This window comes from Vogesella indigofera, from assembly GCF_028548395.1.
Lineage (GTDB): Bacteria > Pseudomonadota > Gammaproteobacteria > Burkholderiales > Chromobacteriaceae > Vogesella > Vogesella indigofera_A.
Window position 1 is genome coordinate 66,571 of the sequence record NZ_JAQQLA010000009.1, and the last position, 23,769, is coordinate 90,339.

The window sequence follows — 23,769 nt, forward strand, 5'->3', positions numbered from 1 at the left end:
CCTCCGAGATCAGGCCGGCTTGTGCGCGGCCATCAGCGAGATGAAACGGTCAAACAGGTAAGCCACGTCTTCCGGACCCGGGCTCGCTTCCGGGTGTCCCTGGAACGAGAACGCCGGGCGATCGGTCAGCGCGATGCCCTGCACCGTCTGGTCGAACAGCGAACGGTGGGTAATGCGCACGTTGGCCGCAAGGCTGGCTTCGTCGACCTGAAAACCGTGGTTCTGGCTGGTGATCATCACGCGGCCGGAATCGAGATCTTGCACCGGGTGGTTGGCACCGTGGTGACCGAACTTCATCTTGGAAGTCTTGCCGCCGGTGGCCAGGCCCAGCAGCTGGTGGCCGAGGCAGATACCGAATACCGGCAGCTTGGTATCCAGGATGTCGCGGATGGCGGTGATCGCATAGTCGCAAGGCTCCGGATCGCCAGGGCCGTTGGACAGGAACACGCCGTCCGGCTTCAGTGCCAGCACGTCGCGGGCCGGCGTCTCGGCCGGTACCACGGTCAGCTTGCAGCCGCGCTCGGCCAGCATGCGCAGGATGTTGCGCTTGACGCCGAAGTCGTAGGCCACCACGTGGAACGGGGTCTCGGTCTGCTCGACATAGCCCTGGCCCAGACGCCATTCGCGCGTCGTCCAGCCGTAGGCTTCCTTGCAGCTGACCACCTTGGCCAGATCCTGGCCGGCCATGCTGCCGAAACCGCGCGCCAGTTCGACGGCTTTCGCCTCGTCGATGTCGCCGGCCATGATGCAGCCTGGCTGGGCGCCTTTTTCGCGCAGGATGCGGGTCAGTTTGCGGGTGTCGATGTCGGCGATGGCGACGACATTGTTTCTCTTCAGATAATCGGACAGCGACTCTTCCGCACGGAAGTTGCTGTGCAGCAGCGGCAGATCACGGATGATCAGGCCAGATGCAAAGACGGCGCCGGACTCGGTATCTTCCGAGTTGGCGCCGACGTTGCCGATATGAGGATAAGTCAGGGTGACGATCTGCCGGGTATAGGACGGGTCGGTAAGGATTTCCTGATAACCGGTCATGGCAGTATTGAATACTACCTCTCCGACGGTGTGGCCGTTGGCTCCGATGGCGACGCCTTTGAACAGCGTGCCGTCAGCCAAGGCAAGAATCGCGGGTACGGTTGTCACTGGCTGGCTCCTAATAATGATATTTTTGATTTATTGATACAACAAACGGGACTATAGCGACGTGCGCTTGTCCCGTTCGGTTAAACTTTTCAAGTATATCCTGTTTTCGGCCATCGCGGCAAGGCCGCGCGCGGCGACTGATGCTTTTCTGAACAATGGATACAGTCGCCATCACCATCTAAGCCCTTGTTTACGCTAGCGTCAACCTTACAAAAAATGCGCGCAGCCGGCAAGTTGTTCCGCGTCGGCCGCCGGCTAGCCACGCGTCCCGCAGTTCACCGCCACCGGTGATCGCCGCATAAAAAACCGCCGGTGCCGCAGCTGCGGCACCGGCGGTGTTCACTTCACGAGAGCTCACTCAGAACAGCGCGGCGTCCAGCTCCAACACGCTGTCGCCACCGTGGACGATGGCAGCCGCCAGCCCGGAGGTCTGCGGCAACAGGTGCTCGCCGTAGAAACGGGCGGTGACGATCTTCGCCGCGAGGAATTCGGCATCGGCATCCTCGTCGCCCTGCTGCGCCCGCGCGATCAGCGCGGCGCGCCCCATCATCCAGCCGCCGAGCACGATGCCCATCAGTTTGAGGAAGGGCACCGAACCGGCTGCTGCCAACTGCGGCCGGCTGCCGAAGGTCTCCAGAATGAAGGCGACGCAGCGCTCGGCGTCCTTCACCGCGACCTCAAGGTTGGCCGCAAGGCTGGCGTAGCCCGCCGCCGCCAGCTTGCCGGCGGTGACCTTGACTTCCTCCAGCAGCCAGCGCGCGGTGACGCCGTCCTCACTGGCGGTCTTGCGGCCGATCAGGTCCAGCGCCTGGATGCCGGTAGTGCCTTCATAGATGGCGGTGATGCGCGCGTCGCGGCAGTACTGCGCGACGCCGGTCTCCTCGATGTAGCCCATGCCGCCGTGGATCTGCATCGCCAGGCTGGTGATCTCGTTGGCCTGCTCGGTGTTCCAACCCTTCACGATCGGGATCAGGAAGTTGACCAGCGCCTGGCTGCGCGCCGCCTCGCTGGCCACGGGATCGCGTGCGGCGCGGTCCAGCGCCGCGGCAGCGTAGAACGCCAGTGCGCGCTGCGCCTCGATCTGCGCCTTCATCATCATCAACATGCGGCGCACGTCCGGGTGCTGGATGATGGCGACACCGGCCGCATCCGGCGAGCCGACGGCGCGGCTCTGCACCCGCTCACGCGCGTACTCCACCGCCTTCTGGTAGGCGCGCTCCGACACCGCCATGCCCTCGATACCGACGCCAAGACGGGCGTGGTTCATCATCGTGAACATATAAGACAGACCCTTGTTGGCCTCGCCCACCAGGTAGCCGATGGCGCCGCCGTCGTCGCCGAAGCTCATCACCGCGGTCGGGCTGCCGTGGATGCCCAGCTTGTGCTCGATCGACACACAGCGCACGTCGTTGCGCGCACCGAGGCTGCCGTCGGCATTCACCAGGAATTTCGGCACGATGAACAGCGAGATACCCTTCACCCCGGCCGGCGCATCCGGCAGACGGGCCAGCACCAGATGGACGATGTTGTCCGCCATGTCGTGCTCGCCCCAGGTGATGAAAATCTTCTGGCCGCTGATCTTGTAGCTGCCGTCGCCGACCGGGATGGCGCGCGAACGCACCTGCGCCAGGTCGGAACCGGCCTGCGGCTCGGTCAGGTTCATGGTACCGGTCCACTCGCCAGTGGACATGCGCGGTAGGTAGATTGCTTTCAGCTCATCGGAGGCGTGGTGGTTGATCGCCTCGATCGCGCCCAGCGTCAGCATCGGCGCCAGCGAGAACGCCAGGTTGGCCGAGCACCACATTTCTTCAGCCGCCAGCGCCACCAGCGCCGGCAGGCCCTGGCCGCCGAACTCGGCCGGCGCGCGCAGGCCGACCCAGCCGGATTCGACATACTGTTGCCACGCGTCCTTGAAACCTTCCGGTGCGGTAACCGTGCAGTCCGGCGCCCACTTGGCGCCCTTGTCGCCCAGCTGGTTGATCGGCGCCAGCACGTTTTCGGCGAACTTGGCGCCCTCCTCCAGGATGGCGTCGGTCAGTTCCACCGAGCAGTCCTCGTAGCCGGGCAGGGTGCAGATTGCCGGCAGTTCCGCCAGCTCGTTCAGGGCAAAGCGGATGTCTTTGCTGGGTGCCTTGTAAATCATCGATAGCTCCTCTGTGTCATTTTTCGTGCAAAAAAACCGGCCATGTGTCCGCCAACGGACAAGCCGCACGCTGCGCACTGCGCGGTGTGGACTCCTCCCGACGAACCGGTCATGGCCGGTGTTCTTGTATGGTGCGGCACCGTAGCGCCGCACCTTATTTTGATTACTGCGTTTTGATTACTGCGGGTGTTACTTGGACAGCTCGGCGATCAGCTCCGGTACCACGGTGAACAGGTCACCGACGATGCCGTAGTCGGCCACCTGGAAGATCGGTGCCTCTTCATCCTTGTTGATCGCCACGATCACCTTGGAATCCTTCATGCCCGCCAGATGCTGGATGGCACCGGAGATGCCCACCGCCACGTACAGCTGCGGTGCCACCACCTTGCCGGTCTGGCCGACCTGGTAGTCGTTCGGCGCGTAGCCGGCATCCACCGCGGCGCGCGAGGCACCAACGGCGGCGGACAGCTTGTCGGCCAGCGGCTCGATCACCGCCTTGAACTGCTCTTCCGAACCCAGCGCGCGACCACCGGATACGATGATCTTGGCGGCGCCCAGTTCCGGACGGTCGGACTTGGTCAGCTCCTGGCCAACAAAGCTGGACAGGCCGGCGTCGGACACGGTGGCGACCGCTTCAACGTTGGCCGCACCGCCGGTAGCCGCCGCTTCGAAGGCGGTGGTACGCACGGTGATCACCTTGATGCTGTCGGACGACTGCACCGTGGCCAGCACGTTGCCAGCGTACACCGGACGCACGAAGGTATCGGCCGACTCGATGGCGATGATGTCGGAAAGCTGCGCCACGTCCAGCAGCGCGGCGACGCGCGGCAGCAGGTTCTTGCCGTAGGAGGTAGCCGGTGCCAGCACGTGGCTGTAACCCTTGGCCAGCTCCACCACCAGCGGTGCCAGGTTTTCGGCCAGGCCGTGGGCGTAGGCGGCATTGTCAGCCAGCAGCACCTTGGCCACGCCGGCGACGGCTTTAGCGGCGTCGGCAGCGGCGGCGGCGTTGTGACCGGCGACCAGCACGTGCACTTCACCCAGCTTGGCGGCGGCGGTAACGGTGTTCAGAGTGCCTGCTTTCAGGCTCTGGTTGTCGTGTTCAGCGATAACGAGAATGGCCATGGCTTACAGCACCTTTGCTTCGTTTTTGAGTTTGGCCACCAGCTCGGCGGCATTGGCTACCTTGATACCGGCGGAGCGCTTGGCTGGCTCGGCCACTTTCAGGGTCTTCAGACGCGGGGCGACATCTACGCCCAGCTCGGCCGGGGTGGTTTTGTCCAGCGGCTTCTTCTTGGCAGCCATGATGTTCGGCAGCTTGACGTAGCGCGGCTCGTTCAGGCGCAGGTCGGTGGTCACCACCGCCGGCAGACGCAGCTTGACGGTTTCCAGGCCGCCATCCACTTCGCGGGTCACGTCCACGGTTTCCGCAGCCACATCCACTTTCGAGGCGAAGGTACCCTGCGCCCAGCCCAGCAGCGCCGACACCATCTGACCAGTCTGGTTGGCGTCGTCATCAATCGCCTGCTTGCCGACGATCAGCAGCTGTGGCTGCTCCTTGTCAGCGATCGCCTTCAGCAGCTTGGCCACCGCCAGCGGCTGCAGCTCGGCGTCGGTTTCCACCAGGATGGCGCGATCGGCACCCATCGCCAGTGCGGTACGCAGGGTTTCCTCGCACTGCTTCACCCCCAGCGACACCACCACGATCTCGGAGACCTTGCCAGCTTCTTTCAGACGCACGGCCTCTTCCACCGCGATCTCGTCGAACGGGTTCATCGACATCTTGACGTTAGCGACATCCACATCAGTGCCATCGGCCTTGACCCGGACTTTCACGTTGTAATCGACAACGCGTTTCACAGCGACTAGAGCTTTCATATTCCTCCAGCGAACTCTCTGAGTTGAACAATTGTCGTCAATGTGCGGCTGTTTTGCGTGAGGCGACAGCGCAATCTCAAACAAGCGTTTAATTGGTAGATTGCCTACAAAAAAACTGCAGTACAACAGGGGTGACACAAATATTACGCCATTTTCCCCGTAATTTGCATTTGAGGTAAAGCGTGTCAGAATGCGCTGCAACAATTGAGCATGTCATAACACGCCGACAGAGCGGACATTCCTGCCGCAAGTGCTGCCATCGTGGTGCCTACTTGCGGCTTTTCTTGCCAAAACAGGGAGCACAGCATGACTGTCTACTTCGAAGATATCCAGATCGGTGACAGCGCCGAATACGCCAAAACCATCACCGAGGCCGATATCCTGATGTTTGCCGCCGTCTCCGGCGACGACAATCCGGTGCACATCAACCAGGAATACGCCGAAGCGTCGATGTTCAAGACCCGCATCGCCCACGGCATGCTCACCGCCGGCCTGATCTCCACCGTGGTCGGCACCCGCCTGCCGGGCAACGGCACCATCTACCTGTCGCAATCGACCAAGTTCAAGGCGCCGGTACGCCTCGGCGAGACCGTCACCGCCCGCGTCACCGTCACCGAGCTGGATCCGGCGAAGAAGCGCGTCAAGTTCGCCACCCAGTGCCTGGTGAAAGGCAATGTGGTACTGGAAGGCGAATCGCTGGTCATCGCGCCGTCGCGTCCCGCCTGATGAGCACGCTGCGCATCGAACGGCTGTGCGACGAGCACGGCCACATCACCCAGCCGCAAATCCTGGCCGCGGCACTGGCGGTACATCGCCAGCTGCGGCCGATGCTGCCGGAGAGCGCGACCCACTACGTCGCCAAGATGGCGCGCATCTGTGGCTACGGCGCGCGGCTGGTGGCGGCGCTAAACGAGGACGACCAGGTACTGGGACTGGCGCTGTACCGCGTCTACGAGAACACCTACGAAGACCTGCGCCTGTACATCGACGACCTGGTCACCGACGAGCGCCTGCGCTCGCAAGGCGTCGGCAGTGCGCTGATCGACTGGTGCGAGGCCGAGGCGCGCGCGCTGGGCTGCCGCTTCCTGGTGCTGGATTCCGGCACCTGGCGCACCGCCGCGCACAAGCTGTACCTGCGCAAGGAGTTCGTGATCTCCTCCTTCCACTTCACCCGCGCGCTGGACTGAGCCGGTACCCAAGGTTGGCCGCAGGTATTGCGGCCAACCTTTCACGCTCTCGCCTGTTGCTGCACCAGCGCCCAGGCGACCGACTCGCGCACCATCTCTTCCGTATGATCCTGCCGCTGTTGCAACGCAACAACAATCTCTACCGCATACGGCGCATTGCCCAGCCCGATGGCCAGATTGGACAGCCACTTGGCGTAGCCGATGCGGTAGATCGGGCTGCCGGCCATGCGGCTGGCGAAGGTCGCCTCGTCCCAGCCGAACAGCTCCAGCAGGCTGACATCGTCCAGCCCGTGGCGCACGGCAAAATCGTCCTCCTGCGTGTGTACCACGAAGCGGTTCCACGGGCAGGCCAGCTGGCAGTCGTCACAGCCATAGACGCGGTTGCCGATCAGCGGCCGCAACGGCTCCGGTATCGCGCCTTTCAGCTCGATGGTGAGGTAGGAAATGCAGCGCCGGGCGTCGACCTGGTACGGCGCCACGATGGCGCCGGTTGGACAGACGTCCAGACAGCGGGTACAACTGCCGCAGTGGCCATCCTCGCTGTCATCTTCCGGCAACGGCAGATCGGTGAGAATCTCGCCGAGGAAAAACAGCGAGCCCTGCTTCTTGTTGAGCAGCAGCGTGTGCTTGCCGCGCCAGCCCTGCCCAGCCTGTGCCGCCAGTGCCACCTCGGCCAGCGGCGCGCTGTCGGTGAACACGCGGTAGCCATGCTCGCCTACCGCCTGCGTGATGCGCTCGGCCAGCTTCTGCAGCCGGTTGCGCACCACCTTGTGGTAGTCGCGGCCCAGCGCGTAGCGCGACAGGTAGGCACGCGTGCCATCGGCCAGCACCGCCTCGGCCGCGCGCGCCGCCGCCGGCCAGTAGTTCATGCGCAGGCTGATCACGCGCACGGTGCCGGGCACCAGCTCCGCCGGACGCACGCGCAGTACGCCATGGCGCGCCATGTACTCCATTTCGCCGTGGTTGCCCGCCGCCAGCCACGCCAGCAGGCTGGTTTCGGCCTCAGCCGGCAGTGCCGCCCGCGTAATGCGCGCGTCGGCAAAACCGAGTTCTTTGGCCCATCCCTTGATTTGGCTGGCCAATTGGCGATAATTCTCGCTTTTACAGGATATTTCACTCATGGCAACGGATGATACCAGCCTGCGGCAAGGCTTCCTTGCCGATGAAAGCGCCACACTGCAACTGGGCGCCACGTTGGCCGCCGTGCTGCACGGCGGCATCCAGCTGCAACTGCACGGCGACCTCGGCGCCGGCAAGACCACGTTCACCCGCGGCCTGCTGCAGGCACTGGGCCATCCGGGGCGGGTGAAAAGCCCAACCTACACCCTGGTGGAAAGCTACAGCCTGCCGCCGCTGACGGTGCACCACTTCGACCTGTACCGCTTTGCCGATCCGGACGAGTGGCACGATGCCGGCTTCGGCGACTACTTTGCCGCCGACACGCTGTGCATCGTCGAATGGCCGGACAAGGCCGGCGGCTGCCTGCCACCGCCCGACCTGGCGCTGGAACTCTCGGTTTGCGACGCTGGTCGCAACTATCGTCTTCAAGCCTTTAGTGAAACAGGACACCAATGCCTCTCCCGCCTCGCGACCCCCGCCGCCGCCAGCTAATCGGCGCCGCCGCGGCCACGTTTTTCCTGAGCGTCAGCCGCATCGGCTTCGCCAGCAGCAGCCAGATCGTGGCGGTACGGGTGTGGCCGTCGTCGACCTACACCCGCGTCACCATCGAGGCCAGCGAAGCCATCCGCTACAAGCATTTCAGCCTCGCCGAGCCGAACCGGCTGGTGATCGACCTGGAAGGTGTGCAGCTGACCGGCATCCTGCAGGACATCAACAAGCAGATCCAGAGCGCCGACCCCTTCATCCAGACCGCCCGCGCCGGCCAGTTCAACAGCAACACCGTACGCCTGGTGCTGGACCTGCGCAACGAGGTCAAGCCGCAGATCTTCTCGCTGCAACCGATCGGCGAGTACCGGCACCGGCTGGTGGTGGACCTGTATCCGGCCAGCGGCCAGCAGGACGATCCGTTGCTGGCGCTGCTGCAGGACTACAACAAGGGGCAGCTAAACGAGCAGGCGCCGCTGGGCAGCAAGGGCCGCGCCGACAAGAACCGCATCATTACCGTGGTGATCGACCCGGGACACGGTGGCGAAGACCCGGGCGCCGTCGGCCCGTCCGGTGTCTATGAAAAAGACGTTGTGCTGCGCATCAGCCGCCAGCTGAAGAAGCTGATCGACAGCGAAAAGAACATGAAGGCGCATCTGACGCGCGACGAGGACGTGTTCATCCCGCTGGGGGTCCGCGTGGCCAAGGCGCGCAAGCTCGGCGCCGACCTGTTCATCTCCATCCACGCTGATGCCGTCGCCAACCGCACCGCCAACGGCTCCTCGGTGTTCGCGCTGTCGGAAAACGGCGCCACCAGCAGCATGGCGCGGTTGCTAGCCAAGAGCCAGAACGACGCCGACCTGATCGGTGGCGTCAAGATCAACGGCAAGGACCGCTACCTCGCCCACACCCTGTTCGACCTGACGCAGACCGCCACCATCAATGACAGCCTCAAGCTGGGCAAGTCGGTGCTCGGCAAGATGGGCAGCCTCAACCGCCTGCACAAGTCGCAGGTGGAGCAGGCCGGCTTTGCCGTACTCAAGGCGCCGGACATTCCCTCCATCCTGGTGGAAACCGCGTTCATCAGTAACTACGAGGAAGAAAAGAAACTGGTCAGCCCGGCCTTCCAGCAGCAGATGGCGGAGGCGATCATGTCCGGCGTGCGCCAGTATTTTGCGCAGGGAGCGGTGCTGGCCCGCATCTGAATCACCGGCCAGCAATGAAAAAGCCGTTGCCTTGCGGGCAACGGCTTTTTCATTGCTGGCGCTCGGAGCTCAATCGGGATGCTCGTCAAACGGCAGATCCGGTGTCGCCGGTACGCGGTACTGTTCGTCGGCCCACTGTCCGAGGTCGATCAGCTTGCAGCGCTCGCTGCAGAACGGGCGGTACGGACTGTCCGGCCCCCAGCGTACCGGGGTCTTGCATTGCGGACAGGGAACGATAGTGGGTGACGTCATCGGTAATCAGAACTTGCAAAAGGTCAGGGTGAACTCGATATCCTGCTCCGCCTGGCGCGAACGCACCTCGCCGGTGCCGGCATCGACAAAACGGATATTCAGCGCGTACTTGTTGGCGGAGACTTCCGGCACCACCTGGTAGCTGTCGTCAAAGCTGACACGGATCAGCTGCACCACCTTGCCGCCGGACATCTGCTGGAACGCGCCACGGCGCGCGACATAGGAAAAATGCTTGCCGCTGTCGCGCAGCAGTTTCAGCAGGATGGCCGCCGCCTGCGCCGTCGGCATCAGCGGCAGCGACCAGCGCTGCAGGTCGGCGCGGCGTTGCGCCACCGGCTGCTGCAGCCACAGGTGATAGGACGGCAAATCGAAGGAGCAGGTGCCGCCGGGAATGATGGAGCGCTGCTTGATCGCCATCAGCCACTCGTTTTCGCGCAGATGCTGGCCAAAGCGGCTGCTCAGCTCCAGCAGATGCTGCGACGCCAGCTCGATCTCGTCCAGTACCTGCTCCAGCGCCACCTGTTCGATGGCCGGGCTTTCACGCCAGCTCTCCAGCGCCTGCTTCTGCCGCTCCAGCTCCTGCAGCAGCTCTGACTTCAACTCGGTACGGCCGGCCGCTTCCAGCACCTCGAACAGCGCCATCAAGGCGGCGTGATGCTGGTATGGCTCGTCCTGCGCCATGAAGAAAGCCAAGCGCTGATAGAGCTGCTCCAGCCGGAGCAGCGTTCTGGTACGTTCGGTAACAGGAAACTCGAAACTAGTCACAGCGCCGGATCCACAGAATTTGAAGGGGTAGCAAGGTTGGCCGCAGCGAAACGTTGCAGATAATAACGATGTTTGTTCTCGACTTGAAGCGACAATAGCGCCAAATCGCCACTATTATCAAGCACGGCATCCGCCAGTGCCCGCCGCTGTTCGCGCGGCATCTGCGCGGCGATGATGGCGTCCACCTGCGCCGCCGGCAGGCCGCTGCGCTGTATCACCCGCTCGCGCTGCAATTGCGGCTCGCAATCCACCAGCAGCGTTTCGGCCACCAGATTTCGATAAGCCGCGGTTTCAAACAGCAGCGGCACCGCCAGCAACACATAGGGCGCCTGTTGCAATGCCAGCTGCCGCCGGCTTTCCGCCAGGATCAACGGATGGAGAATGGCCTCCAGCCGTTGCCGCTCGCAGGCATCGGCAAACACCCTCTGCCGCATCACGGCACGGTCCATGGCGCCTTCCGGTGTCCGGATCGCGGCACCAAACTGTGCCACCAGTGCCGGCATCGCGGCGCCACCGGCAGCGGTCAGCTGATGCGCGATGCGGTCGGTATCGACACAGGGAATTCCCAGTCTGGCAAACAGCACCTCGACGGTGCTCTTGCCGGCGCCAATTCCGCCGGTGAGGCCGATCACCGGGCTAGACACCGAGATACCACTGCATGATGGCAGGCCCCCACACGAAGGCACACCAGCCGGCCAGCGCCAGATATGGCCCGAAGGGCATGGCCTGCCCTTTTTCATGCTTCGACAGCAACAGCAACAGGATGCCGAACACAGCCCCCAGCACCGACGACAGCAGGATCACCAGCGGCAACAGCACCCAACCCAGCCAGGCACCCAGTGCCGCCAGCAGCTTGAAGTCGCCGTAGCCCATACCTTCTTTGCCGGTCACCAGCTTGAACAACCAGTACACCGACCACAGCGCCAGATAGCCCAGCACCGCGCCCATTACCGCATCCGCCAGCGGTACCCGGCCACTCCACAGATTGAACAGCAGGCCGGCCCATAGCAAGGGCAGGGTCAGGTCATCCGGCAACAGCTGGGTACTGGCATCGATCAGCGCCAGGGTCAGCAGTGTCACCGAAAACAGCGAGGCCACCAGCCACCACGGCGACAGGCCGTAGTGCCAGGCAAAGCCGGCAAACAGCAGGCCGCTGGCCAGTTCCACCAAGGGATAACGCCAGGAAATCGGTGCCCGGCAATGGCTGCAACGACCGCGCTGCAGCAGGTAACTGACGAGCGGAATGTTCTGCCACGCGCGGATCGGCGCCTGGCAATGCGGACAGGCCGACGCCGGCACCAGCAGATTGAATAGCGGCTGTTCCGGTAACTCGTTACCCTGCCACTGCGCGCACTCCGCCGCCCAGCGCCGCTCCAGCATCAAGGGCAGACGATAGATCACCACGTTGAGAAAACTGCCGAGCAGCAGGCCCAACAGCGCCGCAATCGCCACCTGGCCGCCGAACGGCAACTCCGCCAATAGCGCCAGCATCAACCGACCACCTGCCCCATCTGGAAGATCGGCATGTACATCGCGATCACCAAGCCACCAATCAGCACCCCGAGAATGATCATGATCATCGGCTCCAGCAAGCTGGACAGCGACGCCACCGCATTATCGACTTCGTCTTCATAAAAATCCGCCACCTTGTCCAGCATGGAGTCGAGCGAGCCGGACTCCTCGCCGATCGAGGTCATCTGCAGCACCATATTGGGAAACAGGTTGGAACGCTGCATTGAGTTGTTGAGGGTCGAGCCGGCGCTGACATCCGACTGGATGACCTTGGTGGCCTCGGCATACACCTGATTGCCGGCAGCCCCGGCCACCGAGTCCAGCGCCTCCACCAGCGGCACGCCGGCGGTAAACAGCGTCGACAGCGTCCGCGCCCAGCGCGCAATGGTCGCCTTGCGCACCACGTCGCCGATCACCGGCACCTTCAGCACGAAACGGTCCATCGCCGCCTGCATCTTGGGCGAGCGCTGGTACAGCTTGACGGTACCGATGATCACCACTGCGATGGAGCCGAACACCATCCACCAGTACTCGACGAACAGGTCGGACAGCCAGATCACGATCTGCGTCGGTGCCGGCAGATCGGCTCCAAAACTGGAAAACAGTTCCTTGAACGCCGGAATCACATAGATCAGGATCACCGCTGTAATGATGAAGGCGGTGGCGATAATCGCCGCCGGATAGATCATCGCCGACTTGATCTTGCCCTTGATGGCAATCACCTTTTCCTTGTAGGTCGCCAGCTTGTCCAGCAAGGCATCCAGCACCCCGCCCGCCTCGCCGGCGGCGATCAGGTTGCAGAACAGCTTGTCGAAGTACAGCGGATACTTGCGAAAGGCATCGGCCAGGTTACTGCCGGATTCGACCTCCGAGCGCACATCCAGCAGGATGCGCACAAAGGCGGCATTGCTGTGGCCCTTGGCCGCGATGTCGAAGGCCTGCAACAGCGGCACCCCGGCCTTCATCATCGTCGCCAGCTGGCGGGTAAACAGCGCAACATCCTTCTCGGTGATGTGCTGCCGCAGGCTGGCGCTGCGCTTCTTCAGCTTGGTCGGGCTGACCCCTTGCCGCCGCAACTGGGCGCGGGCCACGGTTTCCGACTCGGCACGAATTTCCCCGCGGATGGCCTTGCCGGCCCGGTCGCGCCCTTCCCAGACAAAGACATGGGAAACGGGCTTCTTGCTTGGCGTGGGCATAGTGATCGCTTGTCTATTATTCGTTGGTAACGGCTTCGATTTCAGTCAGCGACGTCAGGCCACGTTTTACTTTCAGCAGGCCGGCATGGCGCAAATCGACCATGCCCTCCTTGCGTGCGAGGTCGGCAATATCCATCGCGTTGCCGCCGCTCATGATCAACCGCACCATGGCGTCGGTGATCGGCATCACCTCGTAGATGCCGACCCGTCCCTTGTAACCGCCGCCACGACACTCCTCGCAGCCGACCGGGCCGTGCGGCTGCCAGCTGCCGTCCAGCTCTTCCTTGCTAAAGCCGGCACGCAGCAAGGCCGGCTCGGGAATCTCGACCGGTGCCTTGCAGTGCGGGCACAGCCGTCGCGCCAGTCGCTGCGCCATGATCAGCAATACCGAGCTGGCGACGTTGAACGGCGCCACGCCCATGTTCAGCAGCCGGGTCAGTGTCGCCGGGGCATTATTGGTATGCAAGGTAGAAAATACCATGTGCCCGGTTTGCGCCGCCTTGATCGAGATATCCGCAGTTTCAAAGTCGCGGATCTCGCCGACCATGATGATGTCCGGATCCTGACGCAGGAAGGCGCGCAGCGCCGAGGCAAAGGTCAGCCCGGCCTTCTCGTTGACGTTGACCTGGTTGATGCCGGGCAGGTTGATCTCCACCGGGTCTTCCGCGGTAGAGATATTACTGTCCGGCTGGTTCAGGATATTGAGGCAGGTATACAGCGACACCGTCTTGCCGCTACCGGTCGGCCCGGTCACCAGTACCATGCCGTAAGGCCTCTCGATCGCCCGCAGCAGCATCTCCTTCTGCTCCGGCTCGAAACCGAGCTGCTCAATATCCAGCGCGGCACTGGAGGAGTCGAGAATACGCATCACGATCTTCTCGCCATACAGCGTCGGCAAGGTGCTGACCCGGAAATCCACCGCACGGTGCTTGGAGATCACCAGCTTCAGGCGACCGTCCTGTGGCACCCGCTTTTCCGAGATGTCCATCTTCGACACCACCTTGATGCGAGATGCCAGCTTCTCGCGAATGGCCAGCGGTGGCTGCGCGATCTCCTTCAGGATACCGTCGATACGATAGCGGATACGGAAGAACTTTTCGTAGGGCTCGAAGTGAATGTCGGATGCGCCGCCATTGATGGCATCCATCAGCACCTTGTTGACGAACTTCACTACCGGTGCATCATCGACATCCGGCAGGCTGTCGCTCTCCAGTTGGGCATCGCCATCGGTGAGCTGCAGCTCACCAAACTCGTCACCGGCCAGATCATTGAGCACCTTACTCGGATTGCTGGCATAGCGGCCAATCGCCCGCGCCAGCTTGTCGTCCTCCACCACCACCAGATCGATGCTGAGACCGGTCTTGAAGGTAATGGTATGGAACAGCGTCGCCTGCGTCGGATCGGAGGTAGCGATGAACAGCTTGTTGCCGCGCTTGTACAGCGGCAGCAAGCGGCCGTTATTGACCGTGTCATCGTCCACCAGATTGCGCGGCAGTCCGTCCTGGCTCAGCGCGGCCAGATCCAGCAAGGGCAAGCCGAACATGTTGGCCGCAAACACCGCCACCTCGATGGCGCTCATTTTCTTGCTCTGCACCAGCAGCTCGACAAAGCTCACCCGCGTGGTCTGCGCCTGCTTGAACAGCGCCTCGGCATCTGCCGTCGCCAGCCGCTCGTTCTGCACCAGGGCACGTGCCAGTCCGGAAATGCTTGCTGTGCTCATGACATTATTCGCCAGAAAAGGATGAGGGGATTATACGAAGAAAACGGGACGGGATTCATGGTGGCGCAACAAATGATGGCATTGCCGTCGGCTTTAGCGCTTTGCAATGGCGGTTGCAATAAAAAAAGGCTGCCGAAGCAGCCTTTTCAGATCAAACCATCAAGCGATGATTAGAACTTGGTACCGAGGTATACCATTGCACGGCGCACGGAACCATCAGCGTTGTCGTCGTAGTTGACTTTGGAGATCTGGGCACCAGCGCGAGTGCGCTTGGACAGAGCGTATTCAACACCAACAGCGTAAGCCTTGTGACCGTCGTTGATCTTGTCGCCGTCAGCTTCTTTCAGGTCGCCCTCTTTCCAGAAGCCAACCATCGGCTTCAGGTTGCCCAGAGCGTAAGAAGCGGACAGACCATAACCGCTACGCTTGTCACCGTTAGCAGCCTTATCGTGGGCATAACCGGCTACCAGGCTCAGTGCATCCAGCGATACGGTTGCGTTCAGTTCGTGCAGTTTGCCAGTCTTGTTCAGATCAGCATCCTTGGTGCGACGACCATCATAAGATACGCCAAAGCCTTCGCCTTCGTAGGCCAGGCTCAGAGTCTGAGCGTGCGCTTTGGCTTCTTCAGCATCCTTGGATTTGCCGAAGGAGTGCTGTACGGTAGCGGTAAAGCCGGCGATCGACGGAGTTACGTAGGCAACGGTGTTGTTTACACGAGTGCCTTGGTCGTAGATAGCAGAATCAAAAGTAGCCGACAGGTCTTCGAAGATAGCCAGCTGACCGGAAGTTGGCATGTTGTAGATGTTACCCAGCTTCACGGTACCGAAGTCACCTTGCAGACCTACGAAGGACTCACGGGTGCCCCAAGCATTCTCTTCAGCAGCGCTTTCGTCTTTGGAGTCAGCTAGGTTGATCTTGGTAGCGATCTGCCAGATGGATTTCAGGCCGTTGCCCAGATCTTCTTTGCCAGCGAATTTGATTTCGCCGGAAGTACGGTCTTGAGTAGTCAGGGAACCGGTGCCGGACTCTTTGGTGTTGGTGATACCAACAGCCAGGTTACCGGAGATAACAACGTCAGCCATTGCAGCAGCTGGCAGCGCAGCCAGAGTAGCCAGAACGATCAGCTTCTTCATGTGTGTTCCTTTCGAGGTCATGTACACTGCCCGTGTTTTGCCGGAGCCTGTGGCCCGGCGGGGCTGTATTGACCACCGCGGTTAGGCGGCGGTTTCTGGATGGCAATATACAGCGGGGCGTTGCGAAAAAACAAAAGCGCTTTACGCATTTGTGTTGAAGCCAGATACAAAGCCGGCACAAAATCAACACAAGTCATTGTTTTTTTTAAAAAATACAAAAAACAACAGCAGTATCTTTTTCGCAACACAATTGATCACAACCAAGATATCTGTTGTTTTTTCACACATAACCCAGTCAAAACCATGAGCCAAGCAAGCGTTCTGATGTGGTTTCGCCGCGATCTGCGTGCCAGTGACAACGTGGCGCTGAATGCCGCCTTGCGCAGCGGTGCCAGCGTGCATTGCGTGTTCGTGTTTGACCGCAGGATTCTGGCCACTCTGCCGCCGGACGACAAACGCCTGGTCTTCATCCACGCCGCCCTGGCGGAATTGCAGCAGACACTGCGCGACACCGGCGGCGAACTGTTGTGGCGGGATGGCGATCCGGTGCAAGAGATTCCGGCGCTGGCGCGCGAGCTAGGCTGTGCCAGCGTCTACGCCAACCGCGACTACGAACCGTATGCGCGGCAGCGCGATGCGGAAGTGGCGAAGCAGCTTGCGGCCAACCTTGGCCAGTTGCAGCTATACAAGGATACGGTGATCTTCGAGCAGGACCAGCTGCTCACCGGCCAGGGCAAGCCTTACACCGTGTATACCCCGTACATGAAGTGCTGGCGGCAGAGCTTTCACCCGGCGCTGGCGGCGGAAGCCAGCACCGCCTTGCGCGGCGCACTGGCGACGCCGGCCGCGCTTCGCCCGCTGCCGACACTGGCGGAGCTGGGTTTCGGCGAGGCTTCGCTGGACGGACTGCGGGTGCAGACCGGGCGCAGTGGCGCGCTGGCGCTGCTGGACGATTTCTGCCACCGCATCGCGCACTACAAGACGCTGCGTGACTTCCCGGCGGTAAAGGGCGTGTCCTACCTGTCGGCGCACCTGCGCTTTGGCACGCTGTCGGTACGCGAGGCGGTGCGAGCCGCGCTGGCGGAACCATCGGAAGGGGCGGAGTGCTGGTTGAACGAGCTGATCTGGCGCGAGTTCTACCAGCAGCTGCTGTGGCATTTCCCGGCGGTGGCCGGCGACAGCTTCAAGCCGGAGTACCGCGGCCTGCCCTTCCCCAATGACACGGAGCTGTTCGAGGCCTGGTGCGACGGGCGTACCGGCTACCCGCTCGTCGATGCCGCGATGCGCCAGCTCAACCACAGCGGCTACATGCACAACCGGCTGCGCATGATTGCCGCCAGTTTCCTGGTCAAGGATCTGCTGGTCGACTGGCGCTGGGGCGAGGCCTATTTTGCGCAGAAGCTGCTGGACTTCGATCTGGCGGCCAACAATGGCGGCTGGCAGTGGGCGGCGTCCACCGGTTGTGATGCGCAGCCCTACTTCCGCATCTTCAACCCGGTGACGCAATCGGAAAAATTCGACAGCAAGGGCCAGTTCATCCGTCGCTACGTGCCGGAGCTGGCGACACTGGACGACAAGGCAATCCATGCGCCATGGCTGGCGAAAGCGCTGCCGGCCGGTTTTGTGCTCGGCCGCGACTATCCGGCACCGGTGGTCGACCATGCGCAGCAGCGCGCCGCGGCGCTGCAACTGTTCGCACGCGATCAACATTAACCGTGCGCACAAAGAAAAAGCCTGTCAGTGACAGGCTTTTTTTTTGCTGGCGCCCAGGGTTCAGGACTTGCCCTGCTCGTCCGCTTTGCCGATCTTGTCCTCGGTGCCGGTGAGCAGGTTCACCAGATTGGACTTGTGGCGATGCACCACCAGAATGGCGATGATGATGCAGGTGCCAAAGTAGACGCTCTGCGGGCCAACGATGAAGTAGGCGTACACCGGCACCATCACACAGGCGACGATGGCCGACAGCGAGGAAATCTTCACCACGAAGGCCATGAACAGCCAGGTAGCCAGCGCCGCCAGCGCCAGCCACGGGCTGAAAGCCAGCAGCACGCCCACTGCGGTGGCCACGCCCTTGCCGCCCTTGAAGCCGAAGAACACCGGCCACATGTGGCCGAACAGCACCGCAAGACCGGCCATGGCGACCTGCTGCTCGCCCAGACCGTAGTCAGGACCAAAACTGGCGACCAGGAACACCGCCAGCCAGCCCTTGACGCCATCGCCCAGCAGCGTCAGCACCGCGGCCAGCTTTTTGCCGGAACGCAGCACATTGGTGGCACCGGGATTTTTCGAGCCGTAGGTGCGCGGATCGGCCATCCCCATCAGACGGGTGACAATCACCGCAAACGACAGGGATCCGATCAGGTAGGCGCCCAAAATAAAGGCAAACGCTGTTGTGGTCATGGCTTATCCACTAGAATGCAAGACTTGGCATTTTACGGTATCGGGCAGTAAACCCAAAGCCCGCAGCGATGGACATCATATTTTTGCGCGAAGTGCGCGCCGAGACAGTGATCGGCGTTTATGACTGGGAGCGCCTGGCGCCCCAGACTATCTTGCTGGATCTGGAGATCGGCATCCCCAGCGAAGTACCCTGCCATAGCGACGACATTGGCGACACCATCCACTACGGCGTGGTGGTGGAGCGCATTCGCCAGTCGCTGGCCGAGCAGCACTTCCTGCTGATCGAGGCGCTGGCCGAGCACATCGCCCGCATGGTGCGCGAGGAATTCGGCGCGCCGTGGACCAAGGTGGCGGTCACCAAGCTCAACATACTGCCGGACGTGAAGCACGTCGGCGTGATGATCGAACGCGGCCACCGCCCGCGCTGATCCCCCGCTCACGGCAAAACATTGCGGCCAACCTGGTATCAGGTTGGCCGCAATGTTTTTGGGGGAGTGGAAGACCGCTCAGTCTTCACGATTGCGCATGAAGTCGGCGGTATTGTAGAACGCCTCCAGCAGCCTGGCCTTCAGCCAGTCCTCGCACACCAGCTCGTTCACCGCCTGCGTCATGCACTTCATCCACTGGTCGCGCGCCTCGCCGTCCACCGCGAACGGCATGTGCCGCTGCCGCAGTCGCGGATGGCCAAAGGTATCCATGAACAACGGCGGGCCACCCAGCCAGCCGGAGAGGAACATGTACAGCTTCTCTCGCGATGCGGTCAGATCCGCCGGGTGCATGTCGCGCAGCGGCTTCACCGCCGGGTCGCTGTCCATGATGTCGTAGAAGCGGTCGGTCAGCCAGCGCACCACGCCGGCGCCGCCGAGCAGCTCGTAAGGGGTCATTTCCTGCATGTTTTTCCTTGCCGCGGGCGCTGCCCGCGTGAATATCGGTACGCCCGATTACGCCCGGGCCTTGGCCAGCTCGTACACCGTCTTGCCGCGCAGGGTGAAATAGTCCGCGGCGAAGTAGAAGTTCTCGGAGTGGCCAACAAACAGCAGACCGTGCGCCTTCAGCAGCGGGTGGAATTTCTTCAGCACCGCCAGCTGGGTGTCACGATCGAAATAGATCATCACGTTGCGACAGAAGATCGCGTCGAAGCTTTTGCGCTGCGCCCAGCTGGCATCCACCAGATTCAGCCGCGAGAAGCTGATCATCTCGCGCAGCTGCGCCTTGGCCTGGTAGTTGCCGTCCGGCAGCTTGTCGAAGTAACGCGCGGCATGCCCCGCCGGCAGCCGCGAGATCTTGTCGGCGCTGTAAATGCCCTTGCGGCCAACCTCCAGCACGCTGGTATCGAGGTCGGTAGCCTGGATCTGGATGCGGCTGCCACTGCCCAGCGCTTCCAGCGCGGCGATCGCGATCGAGTACGGCTCTTCGCCGGTCGACGACGCCGCACACCAGATATTGATCTCGCCCTTGCCGGCCAGCTTCTTCAGGTGCTCCGCCAGGATCTGGAAATGGTGCTCTTCGCGGAAGAAGAAGGTCAGGTTGGTGGTCAGCGCGTTGACGAACTGCTCGAACTCGCGCTTGCCGGCGATCGATTGCAGGAAGTCGATATAAGCGGCGAAGCTGTTCAGCTTCAGCTCGCGGATGCGGCGCACCAGCCGGCCGTAGACCATGTCCTTCTTGGTCGGGTTCAGCGCAATGCCGGCTTCCTTGTAGATCAGCTGCCGGATGCGCTCGAACTCCTGGTCGCTGAAGGCGAACTCGCGGGTGAAGTCGATCTTGGGCAGAATGATGGGCGGCATCTTGTTTTGCATCGTGGGGACCCTGAAGTTGAAAAACCCGGACACCAGGTCCGGGTTTCAGGTGCTGGCAATGCCGTACTTATACCGAAAACGACGAGCCGCAGCCACAAGTGGTCTCTGCATTCGGATTGCGAATCACGAACTGCGAACCCTCGATGCTTTCCTGGTAGTCGATTTCGGCACCGACCAGATACTGGTAGCTCATCGGGTCGACCAGGAACACCACGCCTTCGCGTTCAATGGTGGTGTCGTCTTCGTTGGCAATCTCGTCAAACGTAAAACCGTACTGGAAGCCAGAACAGCCACCGCCGGTGACGAACACGCGCAGTTTCAGGTCAGGATTACCTTCTTCAGCCACCAGGTCACGCACTTTGGCGCAGGCGCTGTCGGTAAAGTTGATCGGGGACAGGGTTTCAGCAGCAGCAGTCATTTTAAGCCTCACGGTACAGGACAGGCCGCAAGACGGCCTTTCATCCTACTATTTTAGTCGGATATTGGGTCGTCTGGCGAGTCTTCAAGTTCAGGGCAGCAACGGCACGATGTCGAGACCGGCATTTTCCGGCAGCCCGAACATCAGGTTCATCACCTGCACCGACTGGCCGGATGCCCCTTTCACCAGATTATCCTCCACCACCAGGATGATCAGCAAATCGCCATTGCCGGGGCGATGCACCGCGATGCGTGCGGTATTCCCGCCACGTACCGAGCGTGTTTCCGGGCAGCTGCCGGCCGGCATCACGTCGACGAACGGCTCGGCGGCAAAGCGCTGCTCGAACAGTTGCTGGTAGTCGACATCGCGGCCTTCCGGCTTGATGCGGGCGTAGATGGTGGAGTGGATGCCGCGAATCATCGGCGTCAGGTGCGGCACGAAGGTCAGCTTCACCGGCGCGCCATGGATCAGCGACAGACCCTGCTCGATCTCCGGCGAGTGGCGGTGCCCCTTCACGCCGTAGGCCTTGAAGTTGTCGGCCGACTCGGCAAACAGGGTACCGACCTCGGCCTTGCGCCCGGCGCCGGAGACGCCGGACTTACAGTCGGCGATGAGGGTGGTGGTTTCGACATACTGCTTGCCGCCTTCCAGCAGCGGCAACAACCCCAGCTGCACCGAGGTCGGATAGCAGCCGGCCATGCCGATCAGGCGCGCGCTCTTGATCGCGTCTCGGTTCACTTCCGGCAGGCCGTAGACCGCCTCGGCCAGCAGGTCGGTACAGCCGTGCTCCATCGCGTACCACTTGGCGAACTCGGCCGGGTCCTTCAGGCGGAAGTCGGCGGCCAGGTCGATGACCTTGACCCCGGCCTCCAGCAGCTCGCGCGCCTGCGCCATCGCCACCCCGTGCGGCGTGGCGAAAAACACCACGTCGCAGGCTTTCAGATCGGTTTCATCTGGCGTGGAAAAGGCGATATCGACACGGCCACGCAGCGACGGGAACATCTCGGCGACCTTCATCCCCGCTTCCTTGCGCGAAGTGACGGCGGTCACCTTGGCCGAAGGATGGTTGGCCAACAGACGCAAAAGCTCCACGCCGGTATACCCGGTGCCGCCAACAATGCCCACCTTGATCATGCTGCGCTCCTAACAATATAAAAAAATGTCGCAAAGGCGACATGGTAAGGAGTGCGGCAAGGCATTGCAACAAAGAAAAAAGCCACCCTGCTGGGTGGCTTTTTCGATCGGTACAAACAGATTAACGCTTGGAGAACTGTTTGCGACGACGTGCCTTGCGGAAGCCGACTTTCTTACGTTCAACTTCACGGGCATCGCGGGTAACGAAGCCGGCGTGCGACAGGGTCGGTTTCAGTTCAGCACTGAAGTCAACCAGAGCGCGGGTGATACCGTGACGGATGGCACCAGCCTGGCCAGTTTCGCCACCACCGCATACGTTCACCATGATGTCGAAGGACTCGAGGTGATCGGTGATTTGCAGTGGCTGACGGATTACCATGCGGCCAGTTTCGCGAGCGAAGTACTGGTCGACAGGTTTGCCGTTAACGATGATCTGGCCGGAGCCTTTTTGCATGAACACACGAGCTACAGAGCTCTTGCGACGGCCGGTACCGTAGTAATATTTACCGTTCATCTATTAATTGCCTCTGATCAGATTTCCAGCACTTTAGGCTGTTGCGCGGTGTGTGGATGCTCGGTGCCGGCGTAAACCTTGAGCTTCTTGATCATCGCGTAACCCAGCGGACCCTTAGGCAGCATGCCTTTTACGGCTTTCTCCAGAACGCGCTCAGGGAACTTGTCTTGCAGTTCGGTGAAGTTGCGCTCATAGATACCACCAGGGTAGCCAGAGTGGCGATAGTATTTCTTGTCCAGTGCCTTGTTACCGGTTACGCGCAGTTTTTCTGCGTTAACGACAACAATGTAATCACCAGTATCAACGTGCGGAGTGAACTCCGGCTTATGCTTGCCACGTAGGCGGCGTGCGATTTCAGCGGCAAGACGGCCCAACACCTTGTCTTCGGCGTCGACCACAAACCACTCGCGCTTTACCTCATGCGGCTTGGCAGAAAAGGTCTTCATGGAACTCTACCATCGTAATTCTTGAAAGTTCCGGAGTCTATTACAAGACTATTTCGCTGTCAAACCGAAGCTGGCTTTCACCGGGGAATCGCGACCAAAAACACCCGCTGCGGCAACAGAGTGTGGACAACAAGCAAAAAAAAGGGCGCAACCAAGAGACTGATCGCGCCAAGTTCCACCTTTAGAAGGAGGATGGAGGAGACAACACCAAAACGCACACGATATGCAACGTCCTGATGCAGTTGTGATTATGGTGACCCGTATTGGGTTTTGCAAGTTTTTTTGTGCAGCGCAGTATTAAGTTGCGCCACAGTGGAGCCAACTGTGGCCCGCATGCCGCAGCCGGCCCCGCTCAATCCAGCTGCAACGCGGTCTCCAGCGCGATTTCCATCATGTCGTGGAAGCTGTTCTGGCGGGCTTCGGCGTCCATGGCCTCCCCGGTCGGAATCACGTCCGACACCGTGAGCATGGCCAGCGCGCGGGCACCATATTGCGCCGCAACACCGTAAATGCCGGCGACTTCCATTTCCACAGCATTGACATTCATGCCCTTGAGCGCGTCCAGCAGCTGTGGCTGCACGCCGTAGAACAGGTCGGTAGAGAACACGTTGCCGACCCGCACCGGCTTGCCCAGCCGCGCGGCAACCTCCACCGCGGTGCGCAGCACCTCGAAGTCGGCGATGGCGGCAAAGTCATGATCCAGCAAGCGCAGGCGGTTGACCTTGCTGTCGGTGCAGGCACCCATGGCGATCACCACTTCGCGCAGTTTGAGGCGCACGTCATCCACCGAGCCGCAGGAGCCGATGCGGATCAGGGTGCCCACGCCATAGTCCTTGATCAGCTCGGTGGCGTAGATGCTGGCCGACGGGATACCCATGCCATGCGCCATCACCGACAGCCGCTTGCCGCGGTAGCTGCCGGTGTAGCCGAACACGTTGCGCACGCTGGTGACCTGCACCGCGTCCTGCAGATACGTTTCCGCGATCAGCCGGGCGCGCAGCGGATCGCCCGGCATCAGCACGATGTCGGCAAAGTCGCCGGCTGCGGCGCCGATATGCGGTGTCGCCATGTTTGCTCTCCTGTGTCATGCCGCCATGCGCAACAGGCCGCCACGCAGCCTGCCGCCCGGAGTGCGGCCCATGCTTGCCATGATAGCGCGGCGCCCGGCAAGCGCCAGCGCTGTCGCCGGCCGCGATCTTGACACCACGAAACGGTAGCCAGGCGCAGTGCGCGGCCACCCAGGGCACTGCGCGCCGCCGGTGGCGGACTCACGGGCGTCGGCCCCGCAAATGGAACAAGGTTGGCCGCAACGCTTGCGGCCA

At 61.8% G+C, this 23,769-nt stretch carries 26 protein-coding genes; 6 read left to right on the top strand and 20 right to left on the bottom strand.

Features of this window, described 5'->3' with window-relative positions; all coding sequences use genetic code 11:
- Positions 1–9 precede the first annotated feature (9 nt).
- From carA to PQU89_RS13920, 4 genes are all read right to left on the bottom strand, one after another.
- On the bottom strand, positions 10–1,143 hold the full coding sequence (gene carA, locus PQU89_RS13905; protein WP_272766349.1) for a glutamine-hydrolyzing carbamoyl-phosphate synthase small subunit: 1,134 nt from the start codon (positions 1,141–1,143) through the stop codon (positions 10–12).
- Between the two features lie 358 nt (positions 1,144–1,501).
- Positions 1,502–3,286, bottom strand: coding sequence for an acyl-CoA dehydrogenase (locus PQU89_RS13910; RefSeq protein ID WP_272766350.1), 1,785 nt, complete (start codon positions 3,284–3,286; stop codon positions 1,502–1,504).
- Between the two features lie 189 nt (positions 3,287–3,475).
- Complete coding sequence (locus PQU89_RS13915; protein WP_272766351.1) at positions 3,476–4,408, bottom strand: electron transfer flavoprotein subunit alpha/FixB family protein; 933 nt, start codon at positions 4,406–4,408, stop codon at positions 3,476–3,478.
- A 3-nt stretch (positions 4,409–4,411) separates the two neighbouring features.
- Positions 4,412–5,161, bottom strand: coding sequence for an electron transfer flavoprotein subunit beta/FixA family protein (locus tag PQU89_RS13920; protein WP_120809220.1), 750 nt, complete (start codon positions 5,159–5,161; stop codon positions 4,412–4,414).
- A gap of 306 nt (positions 5,162–5,467) precedes the next feature.
- On the opposite strand from PQU89_RS13920, the gene PQU89_RS13925 reads away from it, so the two are divergent.
- Together PQU89_RS13925 and PQU89_RS13930 are read left to right on the top strand one after the other, a co-directional pair.
- Entirely contained in the window at positions 5,468–5,887 is a 420-nt protein-coding gene (locus PQU89_RS13925) for a MaoC family dehydratase (RefSeq protein ID WP_047966967.1), read from the top strand.
- Positions 5,887–6,348: a GNAT family N-acetyltransferase gene (locus tag PQU89_RS13930; protein WP_272766352.1), complete on the top strand. Its 462-nt coding sequence runs from the start codon at positions 5,887–5,889 to the stop codon at positions 6,346–6,348. The genes PQU89_RS13925 and PQU89_RS13930 overlap by 1 nt, the downstream gene beginning before the upstream one ends.
- Before the next feature lie 41 nt (positions 6,349–6,389).
- On the opposite strand, the gene queG is transcribed toward PQU89_RS13930, so the two are convergent.
- The gene (queG, locus tag PQU89_RS13935) at positions 6,390–7,469 is read right to left on the bottom strand and encodes a tRNA epoxyqueuosine(34) reductase QueG (protein ID WP_272766353.1); all 1,080 of its coding nucleotides are present in this window, start codon (positions 7,467–7,469) and stop codon (positions 6,390–6,392) included.
- Between queG and tsaE the strand changes: the two genes are divergently transcribed.
- On the top strand, positions 7,468–7,959 hold the full coding sequence (gene tsaE, locus PQU89_RS13940; RefSeq protein ID WP_272766354.1) for a tRNA (adenosine(37)-N6)-threonylcarbamoyltransferase complex ATPase subunit type 1 TsaE: 492 nt from the start codon (positions 7,468–7,470) through the stop codon (positions 7,957–7,959). The genes queG and tsaE overlap by 2 nt on opposite strands.
- Positions 7,920–9,158 (top strand): N-acetylmuramoyl-L-alanine amidase, encoded by a 1,239-nt coding sequence (locus tag PQU89_RS13945; protein WP_272766355.1) that lies wholly within the window; start codon positions 7,920–7,922, stop codon positions 9,156–9,158. Before tsaE ends, PQU89_RS13945 begins: the two co-directional genes overlap by 40 nt.
- Positions 9,159–9,227: 69 nt before the next feature.
- Here the strand turns inward: PQU89_RS13945 and yacG are convergent, their stop codons facing one another.
- The 7 genes from yacG to PQU89_RS13980 form a co-directional block, all read right to left on the bottom strand.
- Positions 9,228–9,410: a DNA gyrase inhibitor YacG gene (yacG, locus tag PQU89_RS13950; protein WP_272766356.1), complete on the bottom strand. Its 183-nt coding sequence runs from the start codon at positions 9,408–9,410 to the stop codon at positions 9,228–9,230.
- Between the two features lie 6 nt (positions 9,411–9,416).
- Positions 9,417–10,175: a cell division protein ZapD gene (gene zapD / locus PQU89_RS13955; RefSeq protein ID WP_272766358.1), complete on the bottom strand. Its 759-nt coding sequence runs from the start codon at positions 10,173–10,175 to the stop codon at positions 9,417–9,419.
- Positions 10,172–10,819 (bottom strand): dephospho-CoA kinase, encoded by a 648-nt coding sequence (gene coaE, locus PQU89_RS13960; protein ID WP_272766359.1) that lies wholly within the window; start codon positions 10,817–10,819, stop codon positions 10,172–10,174. Before coaE ends, zapD begins: the two co-directional genes overlap by 4 nt.
- On the bottom strand, positions 10,812–11,666 hold the full coding sequence (locus PQU89_RS13965; RefSeq protein WP_272766360.1) for a prepilin peptidase: 855 nt from the start codon (positions 11,664–11,666) through the stop codon (positions 10,812–10,814). Before PQU89_RS13965 ends, coaE begins: the two co-directional genes overlap by 8 nt.
- Positions 11,666–12,883, bottom strand: a complete 1,218-nt coding sequence (locus PQU89_RS13970; protein ID WP_272766361.1) for a type II secretion system F family protein — start codon at positions 12,881–12,883, stop codon at positions 11,666–11,668. The genes PQU89_RS13965 and PQU89_RS13970 overlap by 1 nt, the downstream gene beginning before the upstream one ends.
- A gap of 16 nt (positions 12,884–12,899) precedes the next feature.
- On the bottom strand, positions 12,900–14,603 hold the full coding sequence (gene pilB / locus PQU89_RS13975) for a type IV-A pilus assembly ATPase PilB (RefSeq protein WP_272766362.1): 1,704 nt from the start codon (positions 14,601–14,603) through the stop codon (positions 12,900–12,902).
- A 170-nt stretch (positions 14,604–14,773) separates the two neighbouring features.
- On the bottom strand, positions 14,774–15,736 hold the full coding sequence (locus tag PQU89_RS13980; RefSeq protein ID WP_272766363.1) for a porin: 963 nt from the start codon (positions 15,734–15,736) through the stop codon (positions 14,774–14,776).
- Positions 15,737–16,060: 324 nt separating this feature from the next.
- On the opposite strand from PQU89_RS13980, the gene PQU89_RS13985 reads away from it, so the two are divergent.
- Positions 16,061–17,449, top strand: coding sequence for a cryptochrome/photolyase family protein (locus PQU89_RS13985; RefSeq protein WP_272766364.1), 1,389 nt, complete (start codon positions 16,061–16,063; stop codon positions 17,447–17,449).
- A 60-nt stretch (positions 17,450–17,509) separates the two neighbouring features.
- On the opposite strand, the gene plsY is transcribed toward PQU89_RS13985, so the two are convergent.
- Positions 17,510–18,136, bottom strand: coding sequence for a glycerol-3-phosphate 1-O-acyltransferase PlsY (gene plsY, locus PQU89_RS13990; RefSeq protein ID WP_272766365.1), 627 nt, complete (start codon positions 18,134–18,136; stop codon positions 17,510–17,512).
- A 68-nt stretch (positions 18,137–18,204) separates the two neighbouring features.
- Between plsY and PQU89_RS13995 the strand changes: the two genes are divergently transcribed.
- Positions 18,205–18,564: a dihydroneopterin aldolase gene (locus tag PQU89_RS13995; protein WP_047966955.1), complete on the top strand. Its 360-nt coding sequence runs from the start codon at positions 18,205–18,207 to the stop codon at positions 18,562–18,564.
- A 78-nt stretch (positions 18,565–18,642) separates the two neighbouring features.
- Here the strand turns inward: PQU89_RS13995 and PQU89_RS14000 are convergent, their stop codons facing one another.
- The 7 genes from PQU89_RS14000 to deoD all read right to left on the bottom strand — a co-directional run bounded on the left by PQU89_RS14000 (position 18,643) and on the right by deoD (position 23,516).
- Entirely contained in the window at positions 18,643–19,029 is a 387-nt protein-coding gene (locus tag PQU89_RS14000) for a group II truncated hemoglobin (RefSeq protein ID WP_047966954.1), read from the bottom strand.
- Positions 19,030–19,077: 48 nt separating this feature from the next.
- On the bottom strand, positions 19,078–19,923 hold the full coding sequence (locus PQU89_RS14005) for a CheR family methyltransferase (RefSeq protein WP_272766366.1): 846 nt from the start codon (positions 19,921–19,923) through the stop codon (positions 19,078–19,080).
- A gap of 79 nt (positions 19,924–20,002) precedes the next feature.
- Positions 20,003–20,353, bottom strand: coding sequence for an iron-sulfur cluster insertion protein ErpA (erpA, locus tag PQU89_RS14010; RefSeq protein WP_120809234.1), 351 nt, complete (start codon positions 20,351–20,353; stop codon positions 20,003–20,005).
- Between the two features lie 90 nt (positions 20,354–20,443).
- Positions 20,444–21,487: an N-acetyl-gamma-glutamyl-phosphate reductase gene (gene argC / locus PQU89_RS14015; protein ID WP_272766367.1), complete on the bottom strand. Its 1,044-nt coding sequence runs from the start codon at positions 21,485–21,487 to the stop codon at positions 20,444–20,446.
- A 121-nt stretch (positions 21,488–21,608) separates the two neighbouring features.
- Entirely contained in the window at positions 21,609–22,001 is a 393-nt protein-coding gene (gene rpsI, locus PQU89_RS14020) for a 30S ribosomal protein S9 (protein ID WP_047966950.1), read from the bottom strand.
- A gap of 17 nt (positions 22,002–22,018) precedes the next feature.
- On the bottom strand, positions 22,019–22,447 hold the full coding sequence (rplM, locus tag PQU89_RS14025) for a 50S ribosomal protein L13 (protein ID WP_047966949.1): 429 nt from the start codon (positions 22,445–22,447) through the stop codon (positions 22,019–22,021).
- A 352-nt stretch (positions 22,448–22,799) separates the two neighbouring features.
- Positions 22,800–23,516: a purine-nucleoside phosphorylase gene (deoD, locus tag PQU89_RS14030; RefSeq protein ID WP_272766368.1), complete on the bottom strand. Its 717-nt coding sequence runs from the start codon at positions 23,514–23,516 to the stop codon at positions 22,800–22,802.
- Positions 23,517–23,769: the final 253 nt, after the last annotated feature.